The 26475-nt window shown below is 71.0% G+C and carries 28 protein-coding genes; 14 read left to right on the top strand and 14 right to left on the bottom strand.

The window, feature by feature from the left end:
* Window positions 1-216: 216 nt before the first annotated feature.
* The gene (locus tag ACWGO0_RS16755; protein ID WP_453534579.1) at window positions 217-783 is read left to right on the top strand and encodes a hypothetical protein; all 567 of its coding nucleotides are present in this window, start codon (window positions 217-219) and stop codon (window positions 781-783) included.
* 344 nt (window positions 784-1127) lie between these two features.
* On the top strand, window positions 1128-1943 hold the full coding sequence (locus tag ACWGO0_RS16750; protein WP_453534576.1) for an AfsR/SARP family transcriptional regulator: 816 nt from the start codon (window positions 1128-1130) through the stop codon (window positions 1941-1943).
* An 83-nt stretch (window positions 1944-2026) separates the two neighbouring features.
* Here the strand turns inward: ACWGO0_RS16750 and ACWGO0_RS16745 are convergent, their stop codons facing one another.
* Window positions 2027-3091 carry a DUF6081 family protein gene (locus ACWGO0_RS16745; protein WP_453534573.1) on the bottom strand — a complete coding sequence of 355 codons (1065 nt, stop codon included), beginning with the start codon at window positions 3089-3091 and terminating at the stop codon, window positions 2027-2029.
* A gap of 172 nt (window positions 3092-3263) precedes the next feature.
* Here ACWGO0_RS16745 and ACWGO0_RS16740 point away from each other — a divergent pair, with 172 nt between their 5' ends.
* The 5 genes from ACWGO0_RS16740 to ACWGO0_RS16720 all read left to right on the top strand — a co-directional run bounded on the left by ACWGO0_RS16740 (window position 3264) and on the right by ACWGO0_RS16720 (window position 6892).
* A complete protein-coding gene (locus ACWGO0_RS16740) occupies window positions 3264-4184 on the top strand; it encodes a pseudouridine-5'-phosphate glycosidase (RefSeq protein WP_453534569.1) in 921 nt (306 codons plus the stop codon).
* Window positions 4181-4858: an HAD family hydrolase gene (locus ACWGO0_RS16735; RefSeq protein ID WP_453534566.1), complete on the top strand. Its 678-nt coding sequence runs from the start codon at window positions 4181-4183 to the stop codon at window positions 4856-4858. The genes ACWGO0_RS16740 and ACWGO0_RS16735 overlap by 4 nt, the downstream gene beginning before the upstream one ends.
* Window positions 4859-4938: 80 nt before the next feature.
* Window positions 4939-6018, top strand: coding sequence for a DUF6081 family protein (locus ACWGO0_RS16730; protein ID WP_453534563.1), 1080 nt, complete (start codon window positions 4939-4941; stop codon window positions 6016-6018).
* Entirely contained in the window at window positions 6015-6431 is a 417-nt protein-coding gene (locus tag ACWGO0_RS16725) for a lipocalin-like domain-containing protein (protein ID WP_453534560.1), read from the top strand. Before ACWGO0_RS16730 ends, ACWGO0_RS16725 begins: the two co-directional genes overlap by 4 nt.
* 2 nt (window positions 6432-6433) lie before the next feature.
* Window positions 6434-6892 carry a PPOX class F420-dependent oxidoreductase gene (locus tag ACWGO0_RS16720; protein WP_453534557.1) on the top strand — a complete coding sequence of 153 codons (459 nt, stop codon included), beginning with the start codon at window positions 6434-6436 and terminating at the stop codon, window positions 6890-6892.
* Window positions 6893-6961: 69 nt separating this feature from the next.
* Here ACWGO0_RS16720 and ACWGO0_RS16715 read toward each other — a convergent pair whose 3' ends face one another.
* Window positions 6962-8029 carry an aldo/keto reductase gene (locus tag ACWGO0_RS16715; protein ID WP_453534554.1) on the bottom strand — a complete coding sequence of 356 codons (1068 nt, stop codon included), beginning with the start codon at window positions 8027-8029 and terminating at the stop codon, window positions 6962-6964.
* A 3-nt stretch (window positions 8030-8032) separates the two neighbouring features.
* Window positions 8033-8497, bottom strand: a complete 465-nt coding sequence (locus ACWGO0_RS16710) for a nitroreductase family deazaflavin-dependent oxidoreductase (protein ID WP_453534551.1) — start codon at window positions 8495-8497, stop codon at window positions 8033-8035.
* A 147-nt stretch (window positions 8498-8644) separates the two neighbouring features.
* Here ACWGO0_RS16710 and ACWGO0_RS16705 point away from each other — a divergent pair, with 147 nt between their 5' ends.
* Window positions 8645-9229: a TetR/AcrR family transcriptional regulator gene (locus ACWGO0_RS16705; RefSeq protein WP_453534548.1), complete on the top strand. Its 585-nt coding sequence runs from the start codon at window positions 8645-8647 to the stop codon at window positions 9227-9229.
* Between the two features lie 122 nt (window positions 9230-9351).
* Complete coding sequence (locus tag ACWGO0_RS16700; protein ID WP_453534545.1) at window positions 9352-10500, top strand: hydrolase; 1149 nt, start codon at window positions 9352-9354, stop codon at window positions 10498-10500.
* On the opposite strand, the gene ACWGO0_RS16695 is transcribed toward ACWGO0_RS16700, so the two are convergent.
* The 7 genes from ACWGO0_RS16695 to ACWGO0_RS16665 form a co-directional block, all read right to left on the bottom strand.
* Entirely contained in the window at window positions 10443-11156 is a 714-nt protein-coding gene (locus ACWGO0_RS16695) for a 4'-phosphopantetheinyl transferase family protein (RefSeq protein ID WP_453534542.1), read from the bottom strand. The genes ACWGO0_RS16700 and ACWGO0_RS16695 overlap by 58 nt on opposite strands.
* The gene (locus ACWGO0_RS16690; protein ID WP_453534539.1) at window positions 11149-12099 is read right to left on the bottom strand and encodes an MBL fold metallo-hydrolase; all 951 of its coding nucleotides are present in this window, start codon (window positions 12097-12099) and stop codon (window positions 11149-11151) included. Before ACWGO0_RS16690 ends, ACWGO0_RS16695 begins: the two co-directional genes overlap by 8 nt.
* Entirely contained in the window at window positions 12096-13085 is a 990-nt protein-coding gene (locus ACWGO0_RS16685; protein ID WP_453534536.1) for an aromatase/cyclase, read from the bottom strand. Before ACWGO0_RS16685 ends, ACWGO0_RS16690 begins: the two co-directional genes overlap by 4 nt.
* A 50-nt stretch (window positions 13086-13135) precedes the next feature.
* Complete coding sequence (locus ACWGO0_RS16680) at window positions 13136-13930, bottom strand: SDR family NAD(P)-dependent oxidoreductase (RefSeq protein WP_453534533.1); 795 nt, start codon at window positions 13928-13930, stop codon at window positions 13136-13138.
* 16 nt (window positions 13931-13946) lie between these two features.
* On the bottom strand, window positions 13947-14204 hold the full coding sequence (locus ACWGO0_RS16675) for an acyl carrier protein (protein ID WP_453534530.1): 258 nt from the start codon (window positions 14202-14204) through the stop codon (window positions 13947-13949).
* 72 nt (window positions 14205-14276) lie between these two features.
* Window positions 14277-15566: a ketosynthase chain-length factor gene (locus tag ACWGO0_RS16670; protein WP_453534527.1), complete on the bottom strand. Its 1290-nt coding sequence runs from the start codon at window positions 15564-15566 to the stop codon at window positions 14277-14279.
* Window positions 15563-16828, bottom strand: a complete 1266-nt coding sequence (locus tag ACWGO0_RS16665; protein ID WP_453534524.1) for a beta-ketoacyl-[acyl-carrier-protein] synthase family protein — start codon at window positions 16826-16828, stop codon at window positions 15563-15565. The genes ACWGO0_RS16670 and ACWGO0_RS16665 overlap by 4 nt, the downstream gene beginning before the upstream one ends.
* A 174-nt stretch (window positions 16829-17002) precedes the next feature.
* On the opposite strand from ACWGO0_RS16665, the gene ACWGO0_RS16660 reads away from it, so the two are divergent.
* A complete protein-coding gene (locus ACWGO0_RS16660; RefSeq protein ID WP_453534521.1) occupies window positions 17003-18043 on the top strand; it encodes an acyltransferase domain-containing protein in 1041 nt (346 codons plus the stop codon).
* Here the strand turns inward: ACWGO0_RS16660 and ACWGO0_RS16655 are convergent.
* Window positions 18025-18279: an acyl carrier protein gene (locus ACWGO0_RS16655; RefSeq protein WP_453534518.1), complete on the bottom strand. Its 255-nt coding sequence runs from the start codon at window positions 18277-18279 to the stop codon at window positions 18025-18027. The genes ACWGO0_RS16660 and ACWGO0_RS16655 overlap by 19 nt on opposite strands.
* A gap of 137 nt (window positions 18280-18416) precedes the next feature.
* Between ACWGO0_RS16655 and ACWGO0_RS16650 the strand changes: the two genes are divergently transcribed.
* Window positions 18417-18875, top strand: coding sequence for a nuclear transport factor 2 family protein (locus tag ACWGO0_RS16650; RefSeq protein WP_453534515.1), 459 nt, complete (start codon window positions 18417-18419; stop codon window positions 18873-18875).
* 14 nt (window positions 18876-18889) lie between these two features.
* A complete protein-coding gene (cofC, locus tag ACWGO0_RS16645; RefSeq protein ID WP_453534512.1) occupies window positions 18890-19555 on the top strand; it encodes a 2-phospho-L-lactate guanylyltransferase in 666 nt (221 codons plus the stop codon).
* Here the strand turns inward: cofC and ACWGO0_RS16640 are convergent.
* Both ACWGO0_RS16640 and ACWGO0_RS16635 read right to left on the bottom strand, forming a co-directional pair.
* Window positions 19525-19944, bottom strand: a complete 420-nt coding sequence (locus ACWGO0_RS16640; protein ID WP_453534768.1) for a MarR family winged helix-turn-helix transcriptional regulator — start codon at window positions 19942-19944, stop codon at window positions 19525-19527. The two genes, cofC and ACWGO0_RS16640, sit on opposite strands and share 31 nt — an antisense overlap.
* A 130-nt stretch (window positions 19945-20074) precedes the next feature.
* Window positions 20075-20551: a hemerythrin domain-containing protein gene (locus ACWGO0_RS16635; RefSeq protein ID WP_453534509.1), complete on the bottom strand. Its 477-nt coding sequence runs from the start codon at window positions 20549-20551 to the stop codon at window positions 20075-20077.
* A 178-nt stretch (window positions 20552-20729) separates the two neighbouring features.
* Between ACWGO0_RS16635 and ACWGO0_RS16630 the strand changes: the two genes are divergently transcribed.
* Window positions 20730-21494, top strand: coding sequence for a hypothetical protein (locus ACWGO0_RS16630; RefSeq protein ID WP_453534506.1), 765 nt, complete (start codon window positions 20730-20732; stop codon window positions 21492-21494).
* A 29-nt stretch (window positions 21495-21523) separates the two neighbouring features.
* On the opposite strand, the gene ACWGO0_RS16625 is transcribed toward ACWGO0_RS16630, so the two are convergent.
* The gene (locus ACWGO0_RS16625; RefSeq protein ID WP_453534503.1) at window positions 21524-24295 is read right to left on the bottom strand and encodes a family 20 glycosylhydrolase; all 2772 of its coding nucleotides are present in this window, start codon (window positions 24293-24295) and stop codon (window positions 21524-21526) included.
* A 279-nt stretch (window positions 24296-24574) separates the two neighbouring features.
* On the opposite strand from ACWGO0_RS16625, the gene ACWGO0_RS16620 reads away from it, so the two are divergent.
* Window positions 24575-26473, top strand: a complete 1899-nt coding sequence (locus ACWGO0_RS16620) for an exo-alpha-sialidase (RefSeq protein WP_453534500.1) — start codon at window positions 24575-24577, stop codon at window positions 26471-26473.
* The last annotated feature ends 2 nt before the right edge of the window (window positions 26474-26475 follow it).

Raw genomic sequence — 26475 nt, 5'->3', positions numbered from 1 at the left:
TTTTACACGCCCACGCCGGAATCCGATTTGTGTGGGGGTCTGGTGGGCTGGTTTTTTTTTATAACAGACCGCGGACGCCCCTCCCCGCGGTGCCCCCGCCGCCCCCGCGCGGGGGGGGGCAACGGTCCGTCCGTCCGCCACTCCTCCTCGACCCCCTCTCGAGCCCGACCGGCAACGCTGAGCGGCACATCCCCTTCCACGAGAGGAACGTGCCCCATGTCCACCACACCTTCCAGCCGGTTCCGGCGTCGCGCACTCGCAGGTCTGGCAGGCGCGCTCGTACTCGTCTCCACCGGCTCCATGACCGCCTGGGGACAGCAGGCCGCTCCCGACAGACGGACGGGAGCCGGCCCCATCACCGAACTGGACTTCCTGCTCGGCGACTTCAGTTGCGCGTACACCGATCTCACTCTCGCCGAACCGGTCACGGTCAACGTCGACTGGAAGACGGAGAAGACCCTGGGAGGCGCGTTCTACGAGATGCGTCTGACCGGCGGTACGCCTCCTTTCGAGGGGCGCTGGGTGTTCGGCAGGAACGCGATCGACAACGAGTTCACCACGTTCTACTGGGACACCTGGGGCAATACAGGAACCGCTGACTCCCGTGGCTGGAAGAACGGCATGCTGCGCTTCCAAGGTCCGTACGTCACTCCTGCCGGACATGCCGACAGCGCCGACGAGTTCCGTATCGTCGACAGCAACCGGTTCACCGACGACGCGTACATCCGATTCCCGGGTCAGGAGTGGAAGGCGATCAGCCACGTGGACTGCCGGCGCAACTGATCACAGCAGGCAGGGTTCACGTTCCTGACCCGCTCAGGACACCTCGAAAGCCCCGCCCCGGATTCGGGGCGGGGTTTTCGTTACGTCCGGTTCCAGGCAGCGAGAAATTCACGTTACATAAAGCTGGTCACCCCTCCCGGACTGTGCCACAATTCACATTCGAGCCTCGAATTACATCGCCGCATCGGATTCGTTAATTCTGAACATGGCTTGATTCGACCCCTCCGGAACCCACCGTCCGTCACATGTGAAGAATTCATGGGTGCTTTCGTGACGGATTCACTGTGAGGATTCGAATTCCTCTGCAAAGCTCCCGTTGAAATTTCCGAACAGGGGGCCTGGTTGTGGAAATCAAAGTATTGGGACCGCTCGACGTACGCCTCGACGGCACATCAGTCGTTCCGAGCGCCGGCAAACCCCGCCAGATACTGGCGCTCCTCGCGCTGCGGGCAGGACGCATCGTCCCCGTCCCCGTCCTGATGGAGGAGATCTGGGGGGACCGAATACCCCGCAGCGCACAGACGACGCTCCAGACCTACATCCTCCAGCTCCGCCGCAGAATCAGCGCCGCACGGCCGGACGCCCGGCGGCCGACGGCCAAGGACGTACTGACCACGCGGTTCGGCGGATACCAGCTCAGCGAGCCGGTGCTCAGCAGCGACGTCGTCGACTTCCAGCGGCTGACCGCGGAGGGAAGCACGGCGCTGGAGCAGGGAGAGGCCGGCCGTGCGGCCGAACTGCTGGGCCGGGCGCTCGGGTTGTGGCAGGGCGCGGCGCTCGTCGACGTACCGACGGGCCCCCTCCTCGACACCGAGATCCTGGGCATCGAGGAGGGCAGGGCAAGGGCACTCGAACTGCGTGTGGAGGCCGACCTGCGGCTCGGCCGGCACGCCGAACTCATCGGCGAGCTGCGCATGCTGGTCGCCCGGCACCCACTGCACGAGAGCTTCCACGCCCAGCTGATGATCGCGCTGTGCCGGTCCGGGCACAACTGGCGGGCGCTGGAGGTCTACCAGCAGCTGCGCGCCACGCTCGTCGGCGAGCTGGGGGTCGAACCCTCCGGCCGGATCCAGCGGTTGCACCAGCAGGTGCTGAGCGGGGACCAGGACCGGCTGCGCGACTCGTCGCCCGAGCCCGAACTCCTGCTCAGGGCGGGCTGAGAACACGACCGGCACATGGCGATGGAGCGGGACCGCCCCTGATGGGGGTCCCGCTCCATCGTCCGTACCGTCCCGCTGCCCGGTCAGGGCCTGACGACCACCTGGGTCGCGTCGAGCCGGAACTGTGCTCCCTGGCCGAAGAGCCGGTTCTCGACACGGCTCTCGGGGTCGAGGAACTTCTGCTCCACGGGTTCACCGCGCCGGGGAGCGAAGTAGAAGTCCGGCCTGTCCTTGAGCCGGACCAGCGCCGTGCCGTCGGACGCACCCGGCTTCGCGCCGTCCAGGAGGCTGCCCAGCGCCATCCCGCAGGAGATCTGATTGAGTGTCAGCTGTTCCTCGGTGCCACCGTGGTCCAGCGTCATGTACTTGCGGTCGAAGGCGCGTGTGCCGATCTTGTCGGTACGCAGTTTCAGCACGCCGTCCACGAACCAGGAGACACGCTTGCCCCCTTGGTCGATGCGCACCTCCAGGTCGTGCATCCGTCCCGGGGTGGTCCTGGCGACGGGTATCGCGTATCCGTACGCGGCGTAGTCCTCACCGGTCTCGCTCGGCAGCCGCTCGTAGATGGCGTACACGGTGTCGTTGGTCACCGAGAAGTCGGCGATCGCCCGCGACTCGAAGTCGGCGGTGATCAGCGCGATGGAGGCCAGCCGGATGTCGGAGGCCGGATCCGTGACCGTGCGGCCGAACGGGTTCTCGGTGCCGAAGGTCCGGCTCGCCACCCGGTGCTCACAGCTGATGGAACCGGTGTCCGGGACCTCGAAGCCCGGGGTGCCGTCGGCGGTGTAGCGGTTGGGGAAGGCGATCCACTTGATGTGGTCGTCCCCGCCCTCGACGCCTTCCTGTCCCACGCTCCGCGCGTAGGCCGGGTGACCGGTCTTCGGGTTCACGCCGGTCGGCTTCACGTCGAGCACACCGCCCGAGGTGGAGATGACCGCGTCCCCTTCCGGCCATTCGGCGTCGCCGAGGACCAGCCAGTTGCCGTTCTCGCCGGTGCTGAACCCGGAGCCGAACCCGTCCTTGAACAGGGCCGTGCCGGAGCCCGCCGCCTTCGGAACCGACTGTGCGGTGGCCGGCAGCAGCGCCGTCACCGCCGCTCCGGCCACCAGTGCGTACGCCAGCTTGCGTCTTGCCGTTCGCCTTGCCACAACTGCCCCCTGTTTCGACGTCCTTCAGGTCCTCCCACCGTGGCGTGCGTCACCGGATTCTCTCTGGAGTACCGCTGCGGTGATGGCTTCGACGGCTGCTCGACCGGCGCTCCAGCGGGGGACCTGATGGTGGCCGGACCAGTTCTCACCCATGAGGAAGGACACCCCGGACATGGAACGACAGCCCGATCCGCTGCTCGAGGTCAGCGAGGAGATCGCCACCGCCCTGGCGGAGCGCCGTCCGGTGGTGGCACTGGAGTCGTCGCTCATCACCACCGACCCCTCGTCCGAGACCGCCTCCCTGATCGAGAAGGCGGTACGGGACGCGGGTGCGGTTCCGGCCACCATCGGGATCGCCGGCGGGAAGCTGGTCGTCGGCCTGACCGACGCCCTCATCGAGCGCTTCTCGGCCACCAAGGGCATCCCGAAGATCAGCGCCCGGGACATCGGTGCCGCGCTGGCGGGCGGCGGTCTCGGGGCGACGACGGTGGCGGGCACCATCGTGATCGCCGAGCGGGCGGGCATCCAGGTCTTCACCACGGCGGGTATCGGCGGGGTGCACCGGCGGGGGCAGGACACCCTCGACATCTCCCCCGACCTGCTCCAGTTCCGCCGTACGAAAATGACCGTGGTCTCCGGTGGTGCCAAGAGCATCCTCGACCACCGGCTGACCGCCGAGTACCTGGAGACCGCGGGGATCCCCGTGTTCGGGTACCGCACCGACAAGCTGCCGGCGTTCGTGGTGCGCGAGGCCGACGTGCGTGTGCAGCGGATGGACGATCTGCACACCGCCGCTCGTGCCGCCGAGGCGCACTGGGAGGTCAACGGACCGGGAACGGTCCTGCTCACCAGCCCGATCGACGAGCAGGACGCGGTGGACAACGACGTGGTGGAGGCCGCCATCGCCGAGGCCCTCGCCCAGTGCGACCGGGACGGGATCGTGGGCAACGCGGTCAGCCCGTATCTGATGAAGGCGCTCGCCAAGGCGTCCGACGGCATGATGCCGAAGGCCGGACGGTCGCTGCTGCTGAGCACGGCCCGGGTCGCCGGTGAGTTCTCCGTCGCCCTGAGCTCCGTGCAGGCCGAGCGGTGACCGCCCCCGCGGCGACCCGCGGGGTGATCCTCGATCTGGACGGGACGCTCGCCGACACCCCCGCGGCGATCGCCACCATCACCGCCGACGTCCTGGCGGCGGCGGGCACCGAGGTGTCCCGTCAGGCGATCCTGGCCACGGTCGGGCGTCCTCTGCCCGCTTCGCTCGCCGGTCTGATGAACCTTCCCGTCGACGACCCGCGGGTCACCGCGGCGACCGAGGAGTACGGGCGGCGGTTCGGCGCCCATGTGCGGGAGGCGGGTCCCGCACTGCTCTACCCGGGCGTACTCGACGGTCTGGAGGCCCTGTCCCGGGCCGGATTCGGCCTTGCCCTGGCCACCTCGAAGGTGGAGAAGGCCGCGCACGCGATCGCGCAGATCACCGGTCTGGACGCCTGGCTGGACGTCATCGCGGGTGACGACACCGTGGCGCGCGGCAAACCGAATCCGGACATGGCCCTGCACGTCGCCGGAGAGCTCGGTCTGCCTGCCGGGCGGTGTGTCGTCATCGGCGACGGGGTGCCCGACGCCGAGATGGGGCGGGCCGCTGGGATGGCCGTGATCGGCGTCTCGTACGGGGTGTCCGCACCGGACGAGCTGAAGCGGGCCGGGGCCGGCACGGTCGTGGACTCCTTCGCCGCGGCGGTCTCCGCCGTCCTGGCGGACCACCGGTGACCGCGTCCGGCGCACCCGGCGCCGAGCAGTCGGCCGATCCGGCCGCGGAACAAGATCCGACGAGGAAAGGGGCGGCTCCGATGCCGCGCAGAACATTCGTCTCCCGGCACGTCCTGTTGCTGGCCGCCGCCGCGCTGGGCACCGTCATGGCGACGCCCGGGACGGCGACCGCACGCCGGGGCAGCCGCGACTACCGCATGGTCTGGGACGACTTCGCGGACGGCTTCCGCGCCGAAGGCGACGACGCCCGCTGGTTCCACGTGGCCGGTGGTCCGTACCGGGCCGACGACGGCGTCGTCACCACCCGCAAGGGCGAACTGTCCGTGCGGGCACGCGGCAGCCACCCGGTGACCGGCGAACCGGCGTTCACCCAGACCATCCCCGCCGACAACCCGATCGGTATGCCCGGCTCGGGCGACCACGCCAAGTTCATCGCCTACACCAGTCACACCGCGACGAGCGGCCACCCCGGCTTCGACGCCGATGACGGCTACGAGCTGCTCTTCGAGACGCGGCTCACCGGCCGGACCTACGGCACCGCAGGACACCCCTTCGGCGACGCGGTGAGCGACCCCGACGACGATCTGCGCCTCGCCTCCGCGATGATGCTGACGACCGATCCGGAGACCTCCGTCTCCTTCGACTTCGTCGTCACCAACAAGCGGATCTACGCGTGGTACGGCCGGCCCACCTTCGCCCGCGGCGAGCTGGGCGACTACGCCTCGTTCGCCCACACGGTGCCGCTCGCCGATCGCCGTCCCGACGACACCCACAGCTTCGGTATCGCCTACGACCGCGCCGCCGGCGTCGTCCGCTGGCTGCTCGACGGCCGTGAGGTCTTCCGGGTCGACCGCATCGGTTTCCGGCTCGACCGCTCGACCGCGACCCTCGACGAGGGCGGCGATGAGACGCTGATCAGGCCGCGGCAGCTCAACGCCGGCATGGGGCTGCTGTCCCTCCTGGACGCCTCCTGGCCCACCGACAAGGGGCTCGTCCGGCTCTCGTCGCGCGCCCATACGACGTACTACCGGCCCTCGGTCGGCGCACCCACAGAGCTGGCCTTCGCCGACGAGGCGAGCACCGACGCCGGACGGCTGTTCGGGCAGGGCGCGTCGTTCCGGCTCGGCCCGTACCGGGTCTCCAGCCGGCGCGTGCGATGACCCCGGACGACGTCGTCGGGGTGTGGCGGCTCGACTCGTACACCGAGGTGGACGAGAACGGGAAGACAGTGGCAGGACCGCTGGGCGACGCACCGGCGGGGCTGCTGATCTACACCGCGGACGGTCATGTCTCGGTGAGCATGATGAAGACCGGTGAAGGCCCGGCCCTGGAGACGTACATGGGCTACTCCGGGCGGTGGCGGCTGACCGGCGACGAGATGACGCACACCGTCGTCGTCAGCGCGCATCCGCGAATGGCGGGCACCGAACAGGTGCGCCGCGCAGCGCTCGACGGCGCGGCACTGTCGCTGCGCGGTACGGCCGTGAACCCGGTGGGCGGCCGAGCGCCCGAACGCGTCCTGACCTGGCGGCGCGCCGATTACGAGAACCCGACACAGCAGGAGAAGGAGTAGACGTGCCCGAGTACGTGGACGCCCCCGATGGCTGGTGGCGGGAATTCATCATGGCGGACCCGCCGAGGACCGCGAAGGCATCGGTGGTCCGTAAGGACGGCAGTCCGCATGTCGTCCCGGTCGGCGTCATCATGGACGGCGACGACATCATCTACACCTGCCAGAAGGACAGCGTGAAGGGCCGCTCCCTCCAGCGGGACGGCCGGATCGCCATGCTGTGGGACGACGAACGGCCCCCGTTCTCCTTCGTGCTGGTACGGGGCCGGGCGACGCTCAGCGAGGACCTGGACGAGCTGCGGACGTGGACCGCCCGGATAGGCGGCAGGTACCACGGCCGGGCGCGCGAGGAGGAGTTCTCCGACCGGTTCACGATCCCGAACGGCGTCGTCGTCCGGGTGAAGGTGGAGCACCTCGTGGCCAAGGTGAATCTGTCGGAGACGGTGAATGTGAAGAAGCCCTGACGCAGGTGGTGGCACGGCGAGGCGGCGGAGGGGCAACTTCCCCTCCGCCGCCTCGGCGTGCTGCCGGCTTCAGTGCGCCGTCGTGTACCGGTCGTCGGCCGGTACCCGCCGCACGGTGGAGCGCAGGTCCTCGACCTGCTGCCAGCCGTCGCCGTAGATCGCGTCCCGCATCGCGGGGAAGCGGAGGAAGTCGTGCGGGAAGCCCGGTTCCACCCGGCTGACCTTGTCCAGGCGCGCCAGCCACTCGTCCTCCAGGACCGCCTCGACGGCCGCCAGGTTGTCGGCGAGCTGCTCCTCCTTGGTGGCGCCGAGGATGGGCACCACGTTGCCCGGCCGGGACAGCAGCCAGGCGAGCGCCACCTGGGCGGGGCTGAGGCCGGCCGCCTCGGCGACGCGCACGGTCTCCTCGACGACGTCGTCGCCGGGACCCCTGCCGCCCTGGCCCCAGGCCACGTGATCCAGCCTGCCGCCCTCGGACCGCAGGTACTTGCCGGTGAGCCGGCCGTCGGCCAGCGGCCCCCAGGCGAACACCGGGAGGTCGAAGGCGTGGGCCATGGGCAGGAGTTCGCGCTCGACGGTGCGCTCCAGCAGGTTGTACCTGATCTGGAGTCCGGCGAACGGCGACCAGTCGCGCAGCTCGGCCAGGGTGTTGGCCTGCGCCACCTCCCAGGCCGGCCAGTCGGACACGCCGACGTAGAGCACCTTGCCCGCGCGCACCTGGTCGTCGAGAGCGCGCATCACCTCGGGCACCGGTGTCAGGGTGTCCCGGGCGTGCACCCAGAGCACGTCGAGGTGATCGGTGCCGAGGCGGCGAAGGCTCGCCTCCAGGGAACGTACGAGGTTCTTGCGGTGGTTGCCCGCGGAGTTCGGGTCGCCGGGGTGCGTCTGCATCGTGTACTTGGTGCTCAGGACGAACCGGTCGCGGCGCCCGGCCAGCAGCTTGCCGAGCGTCGTCTCCGCCGACCCGTCACCGTACTCGTTGGCGGTGTCGATGAAGTTGCCGCCGGCGTCCGCGTACTGCCCGAGGATCCTCTCGTGGACGGATCCGGGCAGCTTCCAGTTGTCGCCGAACGTCATGGTGCCCAGCGCCAGCCGGGATATCCGGACTCCGGTCCTGCCGAGCAGTGTGTAGCGCACGGCTCAGTCCTTCCGGCTCAGGACGACCAACGGGATCTGCCGCTCGGTCCCGGCCTGGTAGTCGGCGAACGCCTGCACCTCGGCGGACGCCTCGGCGAAGAGGCGGTCGCGCTCCTCACCGGACGGCACCTCGCGTGCGACGGCCGAGTAGGTCTCGTCGCCGGCCTCGACGGTGACCCGCGGGTTCACCTTGATGTTGTGGTACCAGGCGGGGTGGGTGTCCGCGCCGCCGTTGCTGCCGAAGACGAGCAGGCTTCCGTCGGACTGCCCGAAGTAGAGCGTGGGCACCGTGCGGGCGAGGCCGGACTTGGCGCCGCTGGTGGTGAGCAGGATCAGCGCCGCGCCCTCGAAGGGGCCCCCGACCTTGCCTCCGTTCTCCCTGAACTGCTGGATGACCTGAAGGTTGTAGGCACCCGGGTCGCCCTCGGCGGGAGCGGTGGGCGCGGGGTCGAACTGCACTGAAGTCATGGGGACTTCCTCTTCCTCGGGGCGTACGGGGAACTGTTCGGCGTGGTCCACGTCGAGCCTAAACGGAAAATCTTCCACTTCGCAAGGAACTGCCTCGCGAGCCGCTCGAGCGGCCGGACCAGAACCGGTCGGTCTAAGCTCACGGCCATGTCCGCAGCTCCCGAACGCGCCGACGCGGCGCGCAACCGCCACCGGATCCTGACCGCCGCGGCCCGCATGGTGGCGGCAGGAGGCGTGGAACGCCTGGCACTGGACGAGGTCGCCAGGGCGGCCGACGTGGGCGTGGGTACGGTCTACCGACGCTTCGGGGACCGCGCGGGGCTGGTCTTCGCCCTGCTGGAGGAGCAGGACGGGCTGTTCCGGGCCCGGATCGCGGCCGGTCCGCCGCCGCTGGGGCCGCAGGCAGGACCGGGAGAGCGGCTCCGCGCCTTCCTCCACGCGCTCGTCGACCTCTCCGTCGAGCAGCGGCACCTGCTGCTGCTCGCCGAGTCCAGTTCACCCTCCGCCCGCTACCGCAATGCCTCGTACGCCTTCCAGCACGCGCACGCGTGCGGCCTGGTGACCGAGCTGCGCCCGGACGCCGACGCGGCGTACCTGGCGGATGCCCTGCTCGCCCCCTTCACGCCCAGCCTGATCGACCACCAGGTGCGCTCGGGCGGATTCTCCCCGGAGCGGATCAAGGACGGGCTCGACCAGTTGCTGCGCGGGCTGCTGCCGCCGGGCGACCACTGACCGGTTTCCGGTGCCCGGCAGGCGCGGGCCGTCTGTCGAGCCGGGGTCCAGCCGCCTTCCAGCGCCGGACGGAAGCGTGGGGGCGACGGGTGCGCGAACGCAGACCGCGCACGACGCGGTCCATGGGAGGCACAACGATGCTGGACACCGAGGAACTGGCCCGACAGGCCGCCGCATCCGCGAGGACGGCCGAGGAAGCCCGCACGCTCGACCCCGATGTGGTCAAACTGCTGCTGAACGCCGGATTCGCCCGCCACTTCGTGCCCCGCGCCCACGGCGGCACCGAGGGCACCTTCGCGGAGCTCACGGACGCCGTGGCCCGGGTCGGCGCGGCCTGCCCCGCCACCGCCTGGTGTGCCTCACTGGCCGCCAACCTGGCCCGGATGGCGGCCTATCTGCCCGCCGACGGACAGCGGGAGGTCTGGGAGCAGGGCCCCGATCCGCTGGTCGCCGGTTCGCTCTCCCCGTTCGGCAAGGCCGCCCCCGCGGCCGGCGGGCACACCGTGTCCGGCCGCTGGCCGTACGTCAGCGCGGTGGCCTACGCGGACTGGCTGCTGCTGTGCGCCACGCTGCCCGACGGGGCCGAGCCCCGGGTCTTCGCGGTGCCACGCGGCGCGGTGGACGTGGTGGAGACCTGGGACAGCGCCGGGATGCGGGCCACCGGCAGTCACACCGTGGTCGCCACGGACGTGTTCGTGCCCGGCCGACGCAGCTTCGCCCGCGCCGGTCTGCTGACCGGAAGTCCCGTCTCCGCAACGGCCGGCTGCCACACGGTGCCGCTCGAAGCGGCCAACGGCCTCTCCTTCGCGGCGCCGCTGCTGGGCGCGACCGACGGGGCGCTCGCCCACTGGACGGCGTACGCACAGGTCAAGGCACGGTCCGCGACGATGAACCCGAAAGCGCCGGGACCCAGCCGTGAGGCGCTGGCCGGGGTGCTCGCGCACGCGGCCGGGGAGACGGATGCCGCCCGGCTGCTGCTGGAACGGTGTGCGCGCGTCGCCGACCTCGGCGCGGACGTGACGCCCGGGCAGATCCGGCGCAATCTGCGCGACACGGCTCTGTCGGTACGGATGCTGGCCTCGGCCGTCAACCGGCTGGTGGCGAACGGCGGGACGACGGGGTTCGGCGAGGGCAAGCCGTTGCAGCGCTACTGGCGGGACGTCAACGCGTCGGTGACACACATCGCGCTGCAGTTCGACGCGGCGGCGCTGGCCTACGCGGAGGGCGTGCTGTGGACCACGCAGACCAGCAGCCCGCAGGCGGCGCGGTAGCGGCCTGACAGCACGGGCAGGGCGGGCGCGGCCCCACGGGCGGGGCCCGCCGGCTCGGCGGTCAGGAAGCCCGTACTCCCCTCGCACGAAGCGGTGTTCGTACGGGGCCGGAACTCGACCCGGACCGAACGGAAGGTCAGCGGGGCGGCTGCCAGCGGGTACCACGCCTTGTAGACCGCCTCCTTGACGCTGAACAGCAGCGTCTCCCAGGGCAGCGCATCCACTGTCGGCAGCGCCGCCAGGTGCGCCAGTTCCGGATCCGATGCGATCGCGGCCAGCACGGGGGGCCGCAGCGGCACGGCGCGCTCCGCGTCGATGCCGAGGACAGCGTCCCGGCGGGCCGGGGCGGCGACGGCCGCCCGGTATCCGGCGCGGTGCGTGATGCTGCCCGTGAAACCGGCCGGCCACAGCGGCTCGCCCCGCCGCCCGCGCAACAGCGGAGCCGCCGGGTCGGGTGCGCCCGCCGCGGCGAGCGCCCTGCGGGCGCACCACCTGGCGGTGGCGAACTCCCGGCGCCGCCGGTCCACCACCGCCCCGCCGAGCTGTGCCTCCTCCACCGGGTGCGGGCGCAGCCCGGCCGGGTCGCCGAGGCAGTCCGCCGCGTGCGCCCGGTCCGGGAGCAGCCCGTCGAACAGCCCCGGGGATCCGTCATGCATGGGAGCGGGGCAGGACACCGCCGTTGTACTCGACCATCTCGCCGAAGACGGCGATCACGTCCAGTTCTTGGCCGAGGGGTTCACCGGCCAGTTCGGAGTAGGCGCGGTGCAGGTTGGCCACCAGCCGCTCGGGGTCGAGCAGCCCGGCGAACTCCCCCGGTCCGGCCTCCCGGGCGAGCTGGAGCGGCGTGAGCCCGGCGGCGCGGCCCTCGGCGGCGACCTCCTGGAGCCACCGGAAGTACGCCTCGGTGTGGGCCAGCGCCTCGGGCCCGCTGACCGGCCCGTGGCCGCCCACGACGGTCAGCGGCTCCAGTTCGCGCAGCATGCGCAACGTGGCGAGGCTGCCTGCGACGGAACCCATCAGCACGAACGGAGTGCAGCCGGGCAGCACGACGTCGCCCGCGAACAGCACGCGCTCCTCCGGCAGCCAGACCAGCGTGTCGTTGGTGGTGTGTGCGGGGCCCGGGTGGACCAGCTCGATCCGGCGCTCGCCCTGGTGCAGAGTAAGCCCTTGACGGTACGTCAGTTCCGGCAGCAGCAGCTCGATGTCACCCCAGTCGACGGCCGGCCACAGGCCGGTCAGACCGAGACCGGCCGCGGCCATCTCCGCACGGGTGCCCTCGTGGGCGACGACGACGGTGTCCGGGCCCGCGAGTTCCGCGTTGCCGAAGGTGTGGTCCCCGTGGAAATGGGTGTTGACGATCAGCCGGGGCCGTTCGGGGGTGAGGCCGTGCAGGGCTGTGCGCAGGGCCCGGGCCCTGGCTAGGGTGGCCGCCGTGTCGACGAGGACGGGCCGGCCGCCCCGGCCGGGCTCCAGCAGGATTCCGGCGTTGCTGACGCACCAGCCGCCGTCCGGCTGGATGTAGGCGTACGTCGCGTCGGCCACCTCCTCCAGCCGGCCGAGTGCCGTGGGCGGTGCCCCGGCCGTGGTGCGACCGGTCACCGGCCACCACCCGTGCCGTCGAGCCGCTCGCGCAGCGCGCGCAGGGTGCCCCTGCTGTTGGCGCCGATGATGTCGCGGGCCCGCCGCAGCGCCTCGGCGGTGGTGGTGCCCGCCCCGAAGACGGCTTCGACGGCCTCGGGGTCGATCGCCACGGTGTGCCGGGACGTGACCCTCGTACCCTCAGGGCCCTCGGTCACCACCCACTCGCCCGAGTGGGCCAGGAGACCGCGCGGCGGCGTCGTCTGCTTGTAGACGATCCGCTCGTTCCCGAAGCACAGCCGCACCGACTGGGTGGAGTGGACGCTGCCGTCCGCGGCCGAGGTCTGCATGTCCATCGTCTGTACCTCGGCGCCGGCCGTCGTGTCGTCGGCGGGGACCGTCTCCAGGTCGAGCCCTGCGACGTGCGGCAGACGCTCGGGCCACAGATCGGCGCGGTACAGGAAGTCGTAGACCTCGGCCGCCGGGGCGTCGACCGTCTCCTCGTCGCTGAAGGCCAGGATCAGCGAGTCCGGCGCCTCGGGGCGTTCGGCCCAGGCGCGCAGTGCCGCGATCTCCGCGTTGCTGTTGGCGTCCAGCGCCGCGGCGATCCGGTCGGCGGCGTGCGGTTCGCCGGTCGTGCTCCAGCGGTGGCCGAGCTCCAGACGGCCCGGCGAGCCGTCCTCGAATCGCCAGTGCCCGGTCATCTCCGTCAGGGGTGCTGCCGGGTTCTCCTGGGCGAAGTCGATGCGCAGGCCCACCGGGTCGAGCACCCGGCGTGAGGTCCAGCTGCGCACCTCCAGGCCGACGACCGCCCAGAGCCTGATGCGCTGGATGCCGTCGGTGCGTTCCAGCTGCTGGGACCAGATGCAGGGCGTGAAGAGCAACGGCCAGCGCCCGACGTCCTCGATGAGCGCGTAGGCCCGGCCGGCCGGTGCGGCCAGCTCCGTGACGTGCTCGGCGGAGCCGGTGGGGCTGTCCGCGGTCTTGAGTTGCGTCTTTGTGTCCACGCGGTGCTTCTCCTCAGTCCGGGTGTGGCCGGGGTACGGGGGCTGGTTGCTCAGTAGTTGCCGAGGCCGCCGCAGACGTTGATCGCCTGTGCCGTGACGGCCGCTGCCGCGTCCGAGACCAGGTAGGCGACCATCCCGGCGACCTCCTCGGGGTCCGTGTACCGGCCGAGAGGGATCTTGGCGTTGAACTTCTCGAGGACCTCGTCCTCGGTGGTGTCCCAGATCTTGGCGTAGTGCGCGCGCACGTTGCCCGCCATGGGCGTCTCCACGTAGCCGGGGCACACGGCGTTGACGGTGATGCCGCTCTTGGCGAGCTCCAGGCCGAGCGCCTTGGTGAACCCGACCACACCGTGCTTGGACGCCGAGTAGGGTGCGCCGAAGACCACTCCCTGCTTGCCGCCCGTCGAGGCGATGCTGATGATCCTGGCGCGCTTCAGCTCCCGCATCCGGCCGGTCGTCAGCACCTGCTTGGTGACCAGGAAGACGCTGTTGAGGTTGGTGTCGATGACGTCGTACCAGAGCTCGTCGGGGACTTCGGCGGTGACGCCGCCCCCGCTGCGCCCGGCGTTGTTGACCAGTACCTCCACCGGACCGAACCGGTCGACCGCGGACTGCACGAACTGCCGCACGCTGTCCGCGGAGGTGACGTCGCACGCCTGCCCGTCCACGGTCAGGCCGCTCTCGCGCAGTTCCTTGACGGTCTGGGCGAGTGCTTCCGCGTCACGGGCGCAGAGGTAGAGCGGGTGCCCGAGGGCGCCCAGGGACTCGGCGACGGACCGTCCGATGCCCCGGGTCGCCCCGGTGACGAGGGCGGTGCCCCGGGTGGTCTGCTGTTCCTGCTCCATGTGTCGGCCCGTCCCCTCAGGCGGCCTGGACGGCGGACTGGTTGACGAGGTCGAGGAACTCCCGGGGGGTGGTGATCCCGGTGACCTCCTCGTCGGAGAGGGCGACGCCGTAGCGCTGCTGCACCGTGGCCGCCGTTTCGAGCAGGGCGAGCGAGTCGTAGCCGAGGTCGGTGAAGGTTAGGTCCAGGCTCTCGGAGGTCAGTACGACGTCCTCGTCGGCGCCGGCGCACTCGGTGAGCACACCTGCCAGGTCGTGGAGGGTGATGACGGCCATGGGACAACTCCTCGTGTGTGGTGTCCGGCCGGCGCCGGGAGGCGCGGCCGGGTGTCGGGAACGAACGGGGTCTCAGGAAGCGCCGACGGCGCGCACGACCACGGCGGCGTTGAAGCCGCCCTGGCCGCGGGCCAGCACCAGGGCGGTGCGCAGCGGCAATTCACGGGGTGTGTCGCGCACCAGGTCGAGCCGGTGGCCTGCGACCGGGCTCGCGATGCCCGCGGTGGGCGGTACGACGCCGTCGCGCAGGGCGAGCAGGGCTGCGGCGACGTCGAGCGGGGCGCCTCCGCCGTACAGCCGGCCGGTGAGCGTCTTGGGGGCGGTGACCGGCACGCCGTACGGCCCGAAGAGGGCGCGCAGTGCGGTGGCCTCCTCCTCGTCGGCGGCGGGCATGCCCGCGGCGTCGGCGAAGACCACGTCCACCGATTCGGGGGTCAGCCCGCTGTCGGCGAGGGCGAGCCGTGCGGCGCGTTCGAGGCCGGGCGGGCGGCCGGATCCGGGCTTCGGGGAGAAGGTGGCGGCGTATCCGGCGATCTCGCCGTACACCCGTGCGCCCCGCTCCCGGGCCGCCGTCGCGTCCTCCAGTACGAGGATCGCGCCGCCCTCACCGGGCACGTGCCCGGCCGCGCGGGCGTCGAAGGGCAGGTAGGCGGTGGCCGGGTCGGTGCCGCGGGAGAGCCGGCCGCTCGCGATGTGGGAGGTCAGGCCCCAGGGGTCGAGGGAGGAATCCATCCCGCCGGTCAGCGACAGCTTCACGCCCTGCCGCAGCGTGCGGCGGGACTGGCCGATGGCGTCGAGGCCGCCCGCCTGTTCGGAGACGAGGACCCCGCTCGGTCCGCGCAGCTTGTGGCGGATGGACAGCTGTCCGGTGTTGACCGCGTAGAACCAGGCGAACGACTCGTAGACACTGACCTTCTGGGGGCCCTCGGTCCACAGTTTGCGGATCTCCCGGTGGGTGAAGCCGAAGCCGCCGGTGGCGTTGGAGGTCACCACGCCGAGGGAGTAGTCGCCGTACCCTTCTTGGCCCGCGAGTTCGGCCGGGTCGGCTCCGGCGTCGGCCAGCGCCTCGGCTCCGGCGACCAGGGCCAGGCGGGTCACCCGGTCGGTCTGCGGGAGCAGCCGTCCCGGGATGTGCTCGGCCGCGTCGAATCCGTCGATGCCGCCGATCAGCCGGGAGGGGTAGCGGGAGGCGTCGTAGTCGGTGACCGGTCCGATGCCGCTCTCGCCACGCAGGGTCGCCTGCCACCACGCCTCGGTACCCAGGCCGTTGGGGGCGGCGACGCCGATGCCGGTGACGACGGCGCTCGGCCGCGCGGTGTCTCCGGCCGTCCCGGGGGCGGGCGATGTGGCCGTCGCTTTCATCGCGCGGTCTCCTCTCGGGTGATGACCATGGCGGACTGGAATCCGCCGAAGCCGCTGCCGACGCTGAGGACGTTGTCCACGCGGTGCTCGCGGGCCTCGTTGGGTACGTAGTCCAGGTCGCACTCGGGGTCGGGTTCGTGGAGGTTGGCGGTGGGCGGCACCGCGCTGTTCTCCATGGCCAGTGCGCAGGCGGCGATCTCGATCGAGCCGATGGCTCCCAGCGAGTGCCCGACCATGGACTTGATGGAGCTGACCGGGACCCGGTACGCGTGGTCCCCCAGGGTCTCCTTGAACGCGGCGGTCTCGTGCCGGTCGTTCTGCTTGGTGCCGGAGCCGTGCGCGTTGACGTAGTCGACCCGGTCGGGTGCGAGCCGGGCCTGGTCCAGCGAGTGCCGGATGGCGTCGGCCATCTCGGTGCCGTCGGGGCGCAGTCCGGTCATGTGGTACGCGTTGCAGCGCGTCGCGTAACCGCCGATCAGGCCGTAGATGTGGGCTCCCCTGGCGCGGGCGTGCTCCAGCTCCTCCAGCACGAACATCGCGGCCCCTTCGGCCAGGACGAATCCGTTGCGGGTGCGGTCGAACGGCCGCGAGGCGTGCTCGGGATCGTCGTTGCGCGGGGTGGTGGCCTTGATCGCGTCGAAGCAGGCGACGGCGATCGGGGAGATCGGGGTGTCGGCGCCGCCGGCGATCATGACGTCCACGGTGCCTTCGGCGATCAGGTCCCGGGCGTAGCCCACGGAGTCGAGTCCGGAGGTGCACCCGGTGGAGACCACCGTGGCGGGCCCTTCGGCGCCCACCGTCCACGCGACCTCCGCGGCCAGGGAGCTGGGCACGAAGGCGTCGAACAGGTGCGGCGACACGTAGTCGCTGTCCACCTCCCACAGCCGGCCGCTGTCGCTGAGGACGAGGTACTCGCGTTCCAGGCTGGTGGTGCCTCCGACCGCGCTGCCGATGCTGACGCCCGTGCGGTGCGGGTCGAGTTTCACGAATTCCAGGCCGCTGTCGGCCAGGCACTCCCGGGCGCTGACGACGGCGAACTGCGCCGCCCGGTCGAGCCGCCGGGCCTCCCGCGGGCTGAGCCCGTACCGCTGGGGATCGAAGTCGACTTCGGCGGCGACCTGGGAGCGGAAGCGGGAGGGGTCGAAGAAGGAGATCGTACGGGTGGCGGTGCGGCCGGAGACCAGGAGGTCCCAGAACGCCTTCTTCCCCACCCCACCCGGCGCGATGACGCCGATTCCGGTGATTGCGACACTTCGGTTCACTGTCCTGCCCCTCGTTCGGCTGCTTCCGACTGTCGGTGGCGCTCCTCGACCACCGCTCGAATACGGCTGGCGCCCCCGGCCTACGGGTCCACTGCCGGTCCACCCCAGGTCGAGACGGCGCAGCAAGGCTCGGCACGCCTGCCGGAGTGGCCGGCGGACGGACGAGGAGGTTCCGTGGAACTACGCCGACGTGTGCTGCTGCTGCCGGGCCAGGGGGCGCAGCGCGAGCGCATGGCCGCCGGACTCCACGGCGGGCGTGAGGAGTTCACCGCGCCCATGGACGAGTTCTTCGACCGGCTCGGCGAGCGGGGGGCGTGGCTGCGGGCGGAGTGGCTGCGGCCGGCCCCGAACCCGGCCATGGACGACGCCGCCGTCGCGCAGCCGCTGCTGCTGGCTGTGGGGCACGCGCTGGGACGCGCGGTGAGCGCGTCGGGCGGTGGGCTCGACCTGCTGCTCGGACACAGCGTGGGTGAGCTCGCGGCGGCCTGCCTCGCGGGGGTCTTCGACGCGGATGATGTCGGAGCGCTCGCGGCGGCCAGGTCCCGGGTGCTGACGGACGGGGGTCACGGCGGGATGCTCGCGGTGTCGGGCACCCCGGAGGAACTGTCCCCGCACCTCGGGCCCGGGGTGGCGGTAGCCGCCGTCAACGGTCCGCGCCAGACCGTGCTGGCGGGTCCCGCGAACGCACTGGCGGACACGGAACGGCGGTTGCGCGGGAGCGGGCGGATCGTGCGCGCACTGCGCTCCGGCCATGCCTTCCACAGTCCGGCCATGGAGAGCACCGCCCTGCGCTTCGGTGAGGCGCTGGCGGCCTTCGGACCGCGGGCTCCCCGGGCGGGAGTCACGGTGGTCTCGTCCCGCACCGGAGTGGCGGTGACCGCGGGGCAGGCCCGGGACCCGCACTTCTGGGGTGGGCAACTGGCCGCGCCAGTGCTGTACTGGTCCGCCCTGCGGCATCTGCTGGACACCTGGGGCCGACGGCCGGGACTGCTGTTGCTCGACGGTTCCGCGGACGGGAGCCTGGGCGCCCCCGCCCGGCACCATCCCGCGGTGCGGGAGGGTGCCAGCGAGGTCGTCCCTCTGTTGGCCCGGGGCCGGGACTGTGGTGGTCCCGAGGACGAGCGGGTCTTCGCCGAGGCGCTGAACCGGCTTGTGCCGGCCGGTCTTACGGAGTCAGGAGACCAGACGTCCGGGGATCAGACGGCGGTGAGCTGACCGCGGACGTGCTGGATGAGGGCGGAGGGGGTCTTGAGCTCGTCGAGCTCCTCGTCGGGGATGGTGACGCCGAAGTCGTCCTGGATGCGAAGGACGATCTCGTACACGGTCAGCGAGTCGAACCCCAGGTCGGTGAATTCGGTGTCCAGCGTGGAGTCCTTGATCTCCTCGCTGGTTGCTCCGCCGAAGCAGGCGCTCACGACGTCGCGGAACTCTGTGATGGTGAAGTCGGCCATGCGGGACACAGTGTGCGCCGGGACTCGACGAGGGCTGGAGACCGGCTCGACACCGGCCGGACCTCGACACCGGCCGGACAGCGGCGGCTCCGCCGCCCCTCGATCCCGCCTCGAGACGGAGCACCGAGCATCGGGCCATGACCACTGACGAGACGCCCGGATCCAAGCTCCCCTCGCCCGAACTGTACGTCGAGGTGACCCAGTTCTACGCCCGCCAGATGCACCGCATGGACGGGGGCGACTTCGGCGGATTCGCCGCGTCCTTCTCCCAGGACTCGCTGTTCGCTCCCGCGGGCGGCGGCGAACTGCGCGGCCCCCAGGCCATCGAGGCGGCTGCCCGGGGCGCTGCGGGCAGGTTCGGCGTCGCGCAGCCGCGGCACTGGTTCGACATGATGACGGTCGAGGAGGCGGACGACGGCACGGTCTTCACCAGCTACTACGCGACGGTGACCGTCGCGTCCCCGGACAGTTCCGTGCTGGTGGAACCGACCTGCTTCGTCCGCGACACCCTCGTGCGCGTGGCCGGCACGCTGCTCGCCCGGTCCCGGGTCATCGAGCGCGACGATCTGGTGGCTCGCGCCCGAGCAGAGGGCTGATCCCGGTGTGGTCGGTGGTGCTGCCGGTCAAGCCGTTCAGCACGGGCAAGAGCAGACTCGGGGCAGGGCTGGCCCCATGGCGCCGGGAACTGGCGCACGCCTTCTTCCTGGACACGCTGCGGGCGGTCCGGGCGACGCCCGGGATCCGCACGGTCGTGGTCGTGACGTCCGATCCGCTCGCCGCCACACAGGCCCGCACCCTGGGCGCGGTGGTCGACCACGACACCCCGGGTCACGGTCTGAACGCGGCGGTGCGCGCGGGCGCCGCCCGGTCCGCGGCGCTGAACCCCCGGGGGCCGGTCGCGGTGCTCACCGCCGACCTGCCGGGGCTGCGCCCGCAGGAGTTGACGGAGGTGCTGGCCCAGGCCCTGCGGCACCGGCGGGCGTTCGTGCCCGACCACACAGGCACGGGGACAACCGTCCTCACGTCACTCGTGCCGGCCGCGCTCGCCCCGGACTTCGGTACGGGCTCCGCTCAGTCGCACGCCGCGAGCGGGGCCTTCTCGATCGGTCCGGCGACGGACAGCGGGATCCGGCTCGACGTCGATACGCCCGAGGACCTGGCTCTCGTGACACAGCGCGGGGTGGGACCGTTCACGACGGCGGTCCTGCGGCTGCGCGAGGCGCTGGATCCCGCGGCCCGGCCGGTTCAGGGATTTCCGGCGAGCGCTTCCTCGTAACCATGGATGACACGCACCACCATGGCGCGCTCCTGGGGGCTGAGGCCGTCGAGGACCTGGTGCCAGGCCTTGGCACTGCTGGCCAGCCAGTCGTCGACGGCCCCGCGCGTGGCGGGGTCCTCGCTGATCGAGACGATGCTGCGCCTGCGGTCGGCGGGGTCCGAGCGGCGCTCGACGACGCCCTGGCGCTGGAGGTCGCTGACCATCAGGCTGACGGTGGTCGGTGCGACTTCGAGGCGGGCGGCCAGGTCCTTGACGGGCGTAGGCCCGTCGAAGAGCAGGCAGGACAGCAGCGACAGATGCCTGGGCGCCAGCCGCAGCGAACGGAGCTGTTCCGGCACCGGTGTCCGCTTGGCGCGCGAGATGAGCCGCGGCATGGTGAGCAGCATCGCGCGGACCGCGTCGTCCGTGGTGAGACGGCCGTCCGCGTCCGGTTCCTTCGACACCTCTTCGACCTCTGCCACGGTCACCTCCAGTCCAGGTCGGACACGCTACCCGACCGCCCGCGCCCTCCGGCTGTCAGGTCGCGGGCGGCACGATCACGCCCAGGGCGGGAAGCAGATACGTCTCCTCGTAGCGGAAGTGCTCCTCCAGACCGGCCACGGTCTTCTCCAGCTCCTCCGTCAGCCAGGTGACGTCCTCGCCTTCGTCGGACGACACGAGCTCGGCGAGGCGTTCGAGCCCTGCGGCCACCTGCCGGTGCTCCTCCCGGAGCCGCTCGATGACGGGGGCGATCTCGGGGTAGCGCTCTTCGAAGACGGGAAACGCGCCGTCCTCCATGGTGTGGTGGTGGTGCAGCCCCAGGCAGTACTCCAGGCAGCGGGCGCGCAGCTGCTCGACGAGCGTGGCGTCGACTCCGGCGTCGCGGAGGGCCGCGGGTCCGTTCGTCTCGTCGAGGGCGGCCCGCAGCTCCGCGAGCTGGGCACGCAGTTCCCGGTGCCCGATGAGCAGCTGCCGTCCCGCGGCCTGGCTGTCGATGTCCTGAGGAACGGGCATGGGGCTGCCTCCGGCAACAGTCGGTTTGCTTCCAAAGCAAATGGACCTTGAGGTTACCGAAGCCCGCGAGCCCCCGTCAATCGTCTGCCGCGCGACAGGAACCGGCCGGGCGTACCCTCGGAAACACGGATCGCACGCCCGAACACGGCCCTGAACAGGGCACTTCGAAGGAGGCGACGTGACCGGACAGCGTATGGCGGCCCGGCTGGCGGCAGGCGCGGCAGCCGTCGCCCTCACAGTCACGAGCGGCGCCGTGGCCGGCGCGGACGACGACATCGAGTCGCTTCCGGCCCAGCAGATAGCCGACCGTTCCCGTGACGCCCTGCTGAGCGCCGACTCCCTGCGGCTGACCTCCGACGGCGACCTCGGCGAGGGCAGGTCACCGATGACCGTGGACCTCGTCCTGGACCGGGACGGGAACTGCCGGGGCAGTGTGGATCTCGGCAAGGACGAGGGCTCGGTCGAGATCGTCAAGCGCGGCAACGCGGTGTGGCTGAAGCCGGATTCGGCCTTCTGGAAGAACCAGGTGCCGATCGGCGGAACCACCTTCGAAGCGATTCTCGACGGCCGGTACATGAGGGGCGAGGCCGACGACCCGCGACTGCAGACCGTCACGGAAGCCTGCGACCTGGACACTTTCCGTGAGCTGCTCATCGACAACGCGGACAAGGCGGCCGGCGGGACGCTCACCAAGGGCGAGAAGACGACGGTCGGCGCCACGTCCGTCATCCCGCTGACCCTGACCGAGGGCAAGGAGAAGGTCACTCTGTACGTGGCCACTGAGGGCAAGCACTATCCGGTGCGCCTGACCGTGCAGGGTCCGTCGGCGGACGCGGTCGTGGGGCTCTCCGACTTCGACAAGCCGGTACCCACGGCCACGCCGCCCGAGGACGAGACGGTCGACGTCACGGCCCTGCTGGGCCGGACGCCCGCTCCGGTCTGACGAGCACACGTCCCTTCCGCCGCCCCCTGTTACACGGGGCGGCCTCCGACATTGAGTTCAGCCGCGCCGGCGAACGCGTTGCCCGCCGGGGAGTCGAGGCCCGTCAGGCGTACGTACCGGCCGCGGACCGCGTCGAACTCGACGTTCTGCGGTGTCAGCGCCTCGGTGAACGAGCCCGTGGCCACCTGTGTCCAGGTGGCGCCGTCGTCGGACACCTCGATCCGGTAGTCCTTGATCCGGCCGTTGCGGGCGTTCTGCCGCTGCGTGTACTGCAGGCCGATGACATCGTGCCGCTTCCCCAGGTCCAGGTTGACGTGATGGGGGAAGGCGGGGGTGGCGCCTGCCCACTGGGTGTGCCAGAACGTGTTCGGGTCGCCGTCGATGGCGTTCGCGGCCGCGCCGTTCTCGCCGACGGTCTCCTCGCTGTCGACGTCCTGCACGCGAAGCGTGGACTGGTCGATGAGATTCGGCAGCGGGCGCAACCCGGACTCGACCGAGACGGTTTCGTGTGCCGAGCGGTCGTCCTGGACGGCGCTGATGGTACGTGTGCCGTTGTAGGTCGCGGCCGGGATGACGGCGTGGCGGGTGAATCGGCCGGCCTCGTCGGCGCGCACGGTGTAGATGGTCCTGCCGTCGACGCGGATGTCGACGTAACCGGGCGCGAAACCGGTCAGCTTCAGCGGAACCCACGTTCCCGCCTTCACCTCGTCCGGTACCGAAAGCTCCGGAGCGGCCGGAGCGGATGTGGCGCCGTCCTTGGCGGACGTGTCGGCCGGCCGGACGCGGACGGGCACCGGGTCGCCCACCGAGGGTGTCAGCACGCAGGTCGTGGTCCGGGTGAACGCGGCCTCCACGCCTGCGGTGTACAGACCGGCGGCGTGAAGGGAGTCACGTGCCCGGCTCTGCGTGAACGTCACCGGCAGCACGCGCTCCCCGCATGCCGCCGTCGCGGTCAACGGCTCGGTCAGCGCGCTGGCCGAGGCGGGGTCGCCGTCGGTCGACACGGTGTCCGGCACGATCTGATTGCCGTCATCGGAGACCTTGGTACCGGGGGCGGCGACAAGACCCAGTTCGATCCGGGAAGCGACTGCGCGGGGGGCGATCGCGTCGGTGCCCGCGACGGAGGCGGCCCACCGTGCTCCCGGGCTCTCATAGAAGTTGGCGTCGGCCACGGTGAGGTGCGGGCCCAACTGGGCCAGCCGGGCACCGAAGTCGGCGACGTTCTTCTGTTCCCTGGGCGTCCAGCCGGTCTCCAGGATCGCGGCCGCGCGCGGCAGTGTGAGGAAGTCCGCCTGGTCGCCGCCGCGCACGGTCTCCGACCACAGCGGGCCCTCGACTCCGAGCACGCCCGCCTCGGGGATGCCGCCGGAGACCGTCGTCGTCGGATCCCATTCGTAGTAGCGCTGGAAGTCGCACGTGCCGCCACAGGCCCACGTCAGACCGATCGGGGTGGCCGCGGTGTACTTCTGGTCCAGGTAGGAGCCGCCCGCCGCCGACACCACGGCCTTGCCGCCCTTGTCGATGAAGTCGCGCACCCAGTCACCGGAACCGACCCAGTACTGCACGACCGAGCCGTCCCAGAAACCCGGCTTCTGGTCCAGGCCCGCCTCGGCGTACTCCGACCAGCCCATGATCCCGGCACCCGTAGCGGCCTTGACCTCGGGCACCGCGCGGGAGACGAAGTCGACGTAGCGCTCGTGCCCCATCGCGTGGGACTCGTCGCCGCCGATGTGCACGTACGGGCCGCCGGTCATCTCGGCCAGCTGACGGAAGACGTGCTTGACGAACGTGTAGGTGGGGTCGTGACGCTCATCGAGGGCGGAATACCCCACATTGCCGGTCCCGTTCCAGTCGACGACACCCGTCTCGGGGTCCGGCGCGGGCAGGGAACGGGCGGTGTTGAGCTGCGGGATCGCGTGCAGGGCGGCGTTGGTGTGACTGGGAACGTCGACCTCGGGGACGACGGTGACGAACCGCTCCTTCGCGTAGGCGACGATGTCACGGTACTGCTGCTGCGTGTAGTAGCCGGTGCGGCCCAACTCGCCCCGGTATCCCCGCTGGTTCATCGCGGTCGCGCCGGACTCACGGTGCAGCGCGGTGTAGTCGATCGGGTCGCCCGGAGCCTTGCCGTCGTTGGTGATCTGGATCCGCCAGCCCTGGTCGTCGGCGAGATGCAGGTGCAGGACGCTCATCTTCATCCGGGAGAGGGTGTCGATGTAGTTCTTGACCTCGTCGACCTCCTGGAACGAGCGGGCGACGTCGAGCATCACACCGCGATAGGAGAAGCGCGGCGTGTCTTCGATGTGCGTGGCGGGGACGTGCCAGTCCGTGACGACCGGGGTCGCCGAGTCGGCCCATGCGGGCAGGAGTTGACGCAGAGTCTGAACCCCGTTGAACGCGCCGTGCGCGGTGCGCGCGGTGATCGTGACGCTGCCGCGGTTCACATCCAGGACGTACGACTCCGGGGTGGGCGCCGCGCCCTTGACGGTATACGCGGCCGCCGGGTCCACGGTTACGCGGATGCTGTCGTCGCCGCCGTTCGGACGTACCGGCACGGGGAACCCGGTCGCGCGGCGCAGTTGGGCCGCGAGCTGCTCACCGACGCGGGCCGCCTCGCCATGCGCGACGACCACGAGGGAGGGACGCAGGACGAACGGCTTCTTGTCGTCGTCCTGTTGCACCACGACAGGGCGCGGGATGAGCGCGATGCCGCCCACCGCTGTCGACGGGGCCGGCTCCGCACCGGCCGACGGCGCGCCCGCAAGGCCGGCCAGGGTCGTCAGAACCGCCGCGAACAGCAAGAACGGCTTACGACGCCGTAGTGGGGCAGAGCTTCTCTTCTTCCACAATCGCACGGGGACTCCCTTGATGGGTGACCAGAAATGCATCTATGTGCATGGACCGTGGTGCCTTCTTGCAATTTCGAGCACCATAGCGACATGTGCATGAAGTGGTCTAGTCCCTTCACCCGGGGTGACCAGCCGGCACCGCGGGAGGCCTTCACTTGAGGACATCAGACGTCTTATGATGCGGCGAAACTGGAAGCGCGAACACTCGCCGCTTCAGACGAAAGGGCAGCCATGTCCCGATTCAGTCGAAGAGTTCTCTGGCAAGCAGGGCTGGCCGGGCTCTCCGCCGCCGTGGTCCTGACCGGCGTCACGCCCGCGGCCACGGCCACGGCCGCCGGGCCGGCACCGGACTTCGACGCCACGCCTCCGCAGGCGGGCGAGCCCTTCTACACGGAGCAGCAGCTCGCGACCAACGGCGAGGGCGGATTCCCGAACTACCGCATCCCGGCACTGACGGTCACCAACGGCGGCGACGTCCTCGCCGCGTACGACGGCCGGCCTTCCGCGATGGACGCGCCCGGCCCCAACTCCGTCGTGCAGCGCCGCTCCACCGACGGCGGCCTGACATGGGGCGAGCAGACCTTCGTCCACAAGGGCAGGGCCGAAACGCCCGTCGAGGGCTACTCCGACCCGAGCTACATCATCAACCGTCACACAGGCGACATCTTCAACTTCCATGTGAAGTCCTTCGACAAGGGCTTCGGCGGCTCGGAGACAGGCGTCGACCCCGACGACCGCAATGTGCTGCACGCCGAGGTCAGCGTCTCCCGCGACGACGGCCGGACCTGGGAGCACGAGGTCATCACCGCGGACATCACCACCGACCTCGGCTGGCGGTCCCGGTTCGCGGCTGCCGGTCAGGGCATCCAGCTGAAGTACGGCGAGCACGCGGGGCGCCTGATCCAGCAGTTCACGATCATCAACGGCGCCGGCGCCTTCCAGGCCCTGTCCGTCTACTCCGACGACCACGGCAAGAGCTGGAAGGCCGGAAAGCCGGTCGGTGTCGGCATGGACGAGAACAAGACCGTGGAGCTCTCCGACGGCCGCGTCATGCTCAACTCGCGTGACTCCCAGCGCTCCGGCTACCGCAAGGTCACCGTCTCCGAGGACGGCGGTGTCACCTACGGCGAGGTGACGATCGACCGCGAGCTGCCGGATCCGACGAACAACGCCTCCATCGTCCGCGCCTACCCCAACGCACCCATGGGCTCCGACCGGGCCAAGGTGCTGCTGTTCTCCAACGCCGGTTCCACCAGCCAGCGCGCCAACGGCACGATCCGGATGAGCTTCGACGACGGTGAGACCTGGCCGGTCAGCCGCGTCTTCCAGCCGGGCGGCATGGCCTACTCGACCCTGGCGACCCTGCCGAACGGCAACATGGGTCTGCTCTACGAGCCCGGCGGGGGCAACGCCGGCATCCGGTTCGCGCAGTTCAACCTCGCCTGGCTGAACGGTGTGGCCGCGCCGGTCGCGGCCTCCGGCGTCTCCGTCGAGCGCGGCACCACGCAGTCGTTCGAGCTCACGGTGACCAACCAGACCGGTGCCGTGCTCCATGTCGAGGACCTCGCCCTCACAGTGCCGGAGGGCTGGTCGTACGACCTGACCGCGCCGGGCCGGATCCTGCCCGGCGCCTCCGCGACCGTGCAGACCGGCCTCACCGTCCCGGCGGGCGCGCGAGGCGCCGCGTACCCCGTGACCGCGACGCTGACGGACGCGAAGGGGCGCACCTCGAAGAGCACCCTCACAGTCACGGTGCCGAAGACCGCGGACGAGCTCACGCCGGGCCGCATCCTCGTCACGGGCGGCAGGATGACCAACCCGCAGACGGACGGCTACCAGGCCGGCGACAGGCTGGCCTTCACCTACACCGTCACCAACCTCTCGGACGCCGTCACCACGGTCGCGCCGAGCGGGAACTTCGCGGACTTCGACCCGAGTACCGCCGCCCGCAACTGCCGCTGGCGCAACCTGGCCGCGGACGCCTCGTACACCTGCACCTCCCCGTACCACCTCGTCACCCAGGACGACCTGACCGCGGGCCACTTCACCCCGCGCTCGACCTGGACCTCCACCTCGGGCGACACCGTCACCGCGGTCGAGCACACCGGCCCGCGCGTCGACCTCGGCTGAGC

It is taken from the genome of Streptomyces sp. NPDC055749, assembly GCF_053617235.1.
Note: the sequence above shows the minus strand (reverse complement) of the source record. Positions and strands in the feature narration are given on the sequence as shown.

Bases quoted from the DNA above. Each gene is read 5' to 3' on its own strand.
- ACWGO0_RS16620 (WP_453534500.1), top strand. From the start codon at position 24,575: ATGTCCCGATTCAGTCGAAGAGTTCTCTGGCAAGCAGGGCTGGCCGGG.
- ACWGO0_RS16755 (WP_453534579.1), top strand. From the start codon at position 217: ATGTCCACCACACCTTCCAGCCGGTTCCGGCGTCGCGCACTCGCAGGT.
- ACWGO0_RS16640 (WP_453534768.1), bottom strand. From the start codon at position 19,944: ATGCTGCTCACCATGCCGCGGCTCATCTCGCGCGCCAAGCGGACACCG.
- ACWGO0_RS16700 (WP_453534545.1), top strand. From the start codon at position 9,352: ATGGGAGGCACAACGATGCTGGACACCGAGGAACTGGCCCGACAGGCC.
- ACWGO0_RS16675 (WP_453534530.1), bottom strand. From the start codon at position 14,204: ATGGCCGTCATCACCCTCCACGACCTGGCAGGTGTGCTCACCGAGTGC.
- ACWGO0_RS16635 (WP_453534509.1), bottom strand. From the start codon at position 20,551: ATGCCCGTTCCTCAGGACATCGACAGCCAGGCCGCGGGACGGCAGCTG.
- ACWGO0_RS16655 (WP_453534518.1), bottom strand. From the start codon at position 18,279: ATGGCCGACTTCACCATCACAGAGTTCCGCGACGTCGTGAGCGCCTGC.
- ACWGO0_RS16650 (WP_453534515.1), top strand. From the start codon at position 18,417: ATGACCACTGACGAGACGCCCGGATCCAAGCTCCCCTCGCCCGAACTG.
- ACWGO0_RS16725 (WP_453534560.1), top strand. From the start codon at position 6,015: ATGACCCCGGACGACGTCGTCGGGGTGTGGCGGCTCGACTCGTACACC.
- ACWGO0_RS16695 (WP_453534542.1), bottom strand. From the start codon at position 11,156: ATGCATGACGGATCCCCGGGGCTGTTCGACGGGCTGCTCCCGGACCGG.
- ACWGO0_RS16710 (WP_453534551.1), bottom strand. From the start codon at position 8,497: ATGACTTCAGTGCAGTTCGACCCCGCGCCCACCGCTCCCGCCGAGGGC.
- ACWGO0_RS16680 (WP_453534533.1), bottom strand. From the start codon at position 13,930: ATGGAGCAGGAACAGCAGACCACCCGGGGCACCGCCCTCGTCACCGGG.
- ACWGO0_RS16705 (WP_453534548.1), top strand. From the start codon at position 8,645: ATGTCCGCAGCTCCCGAACGCGCCGACGCGGCGCGCAACCGCCACCGG.
- ACWGO0_RS16670 (WP_453534527.1), bottom strand. From the start codon at position 15,566: ATGAAAGCGACGGCCACATCGCCCGCCCCCGGGACGGCCGGAGACACC.
- ACWGO0_RS16730 (WP_453534563.1), top strand. From the start codon at position 4,939: ATGCCGCGCAGAACATTCGTCTCCCGGCACGTCCTGTTGCTGGCCGCC.
- ACWGO0_RS16740 (WP_453534569.1), top strand. From the start codon at position 3,264: ATGGAACGACAGCCCGATCCGCTGCTCGAGGTCAGCGAGGAGATCGCC.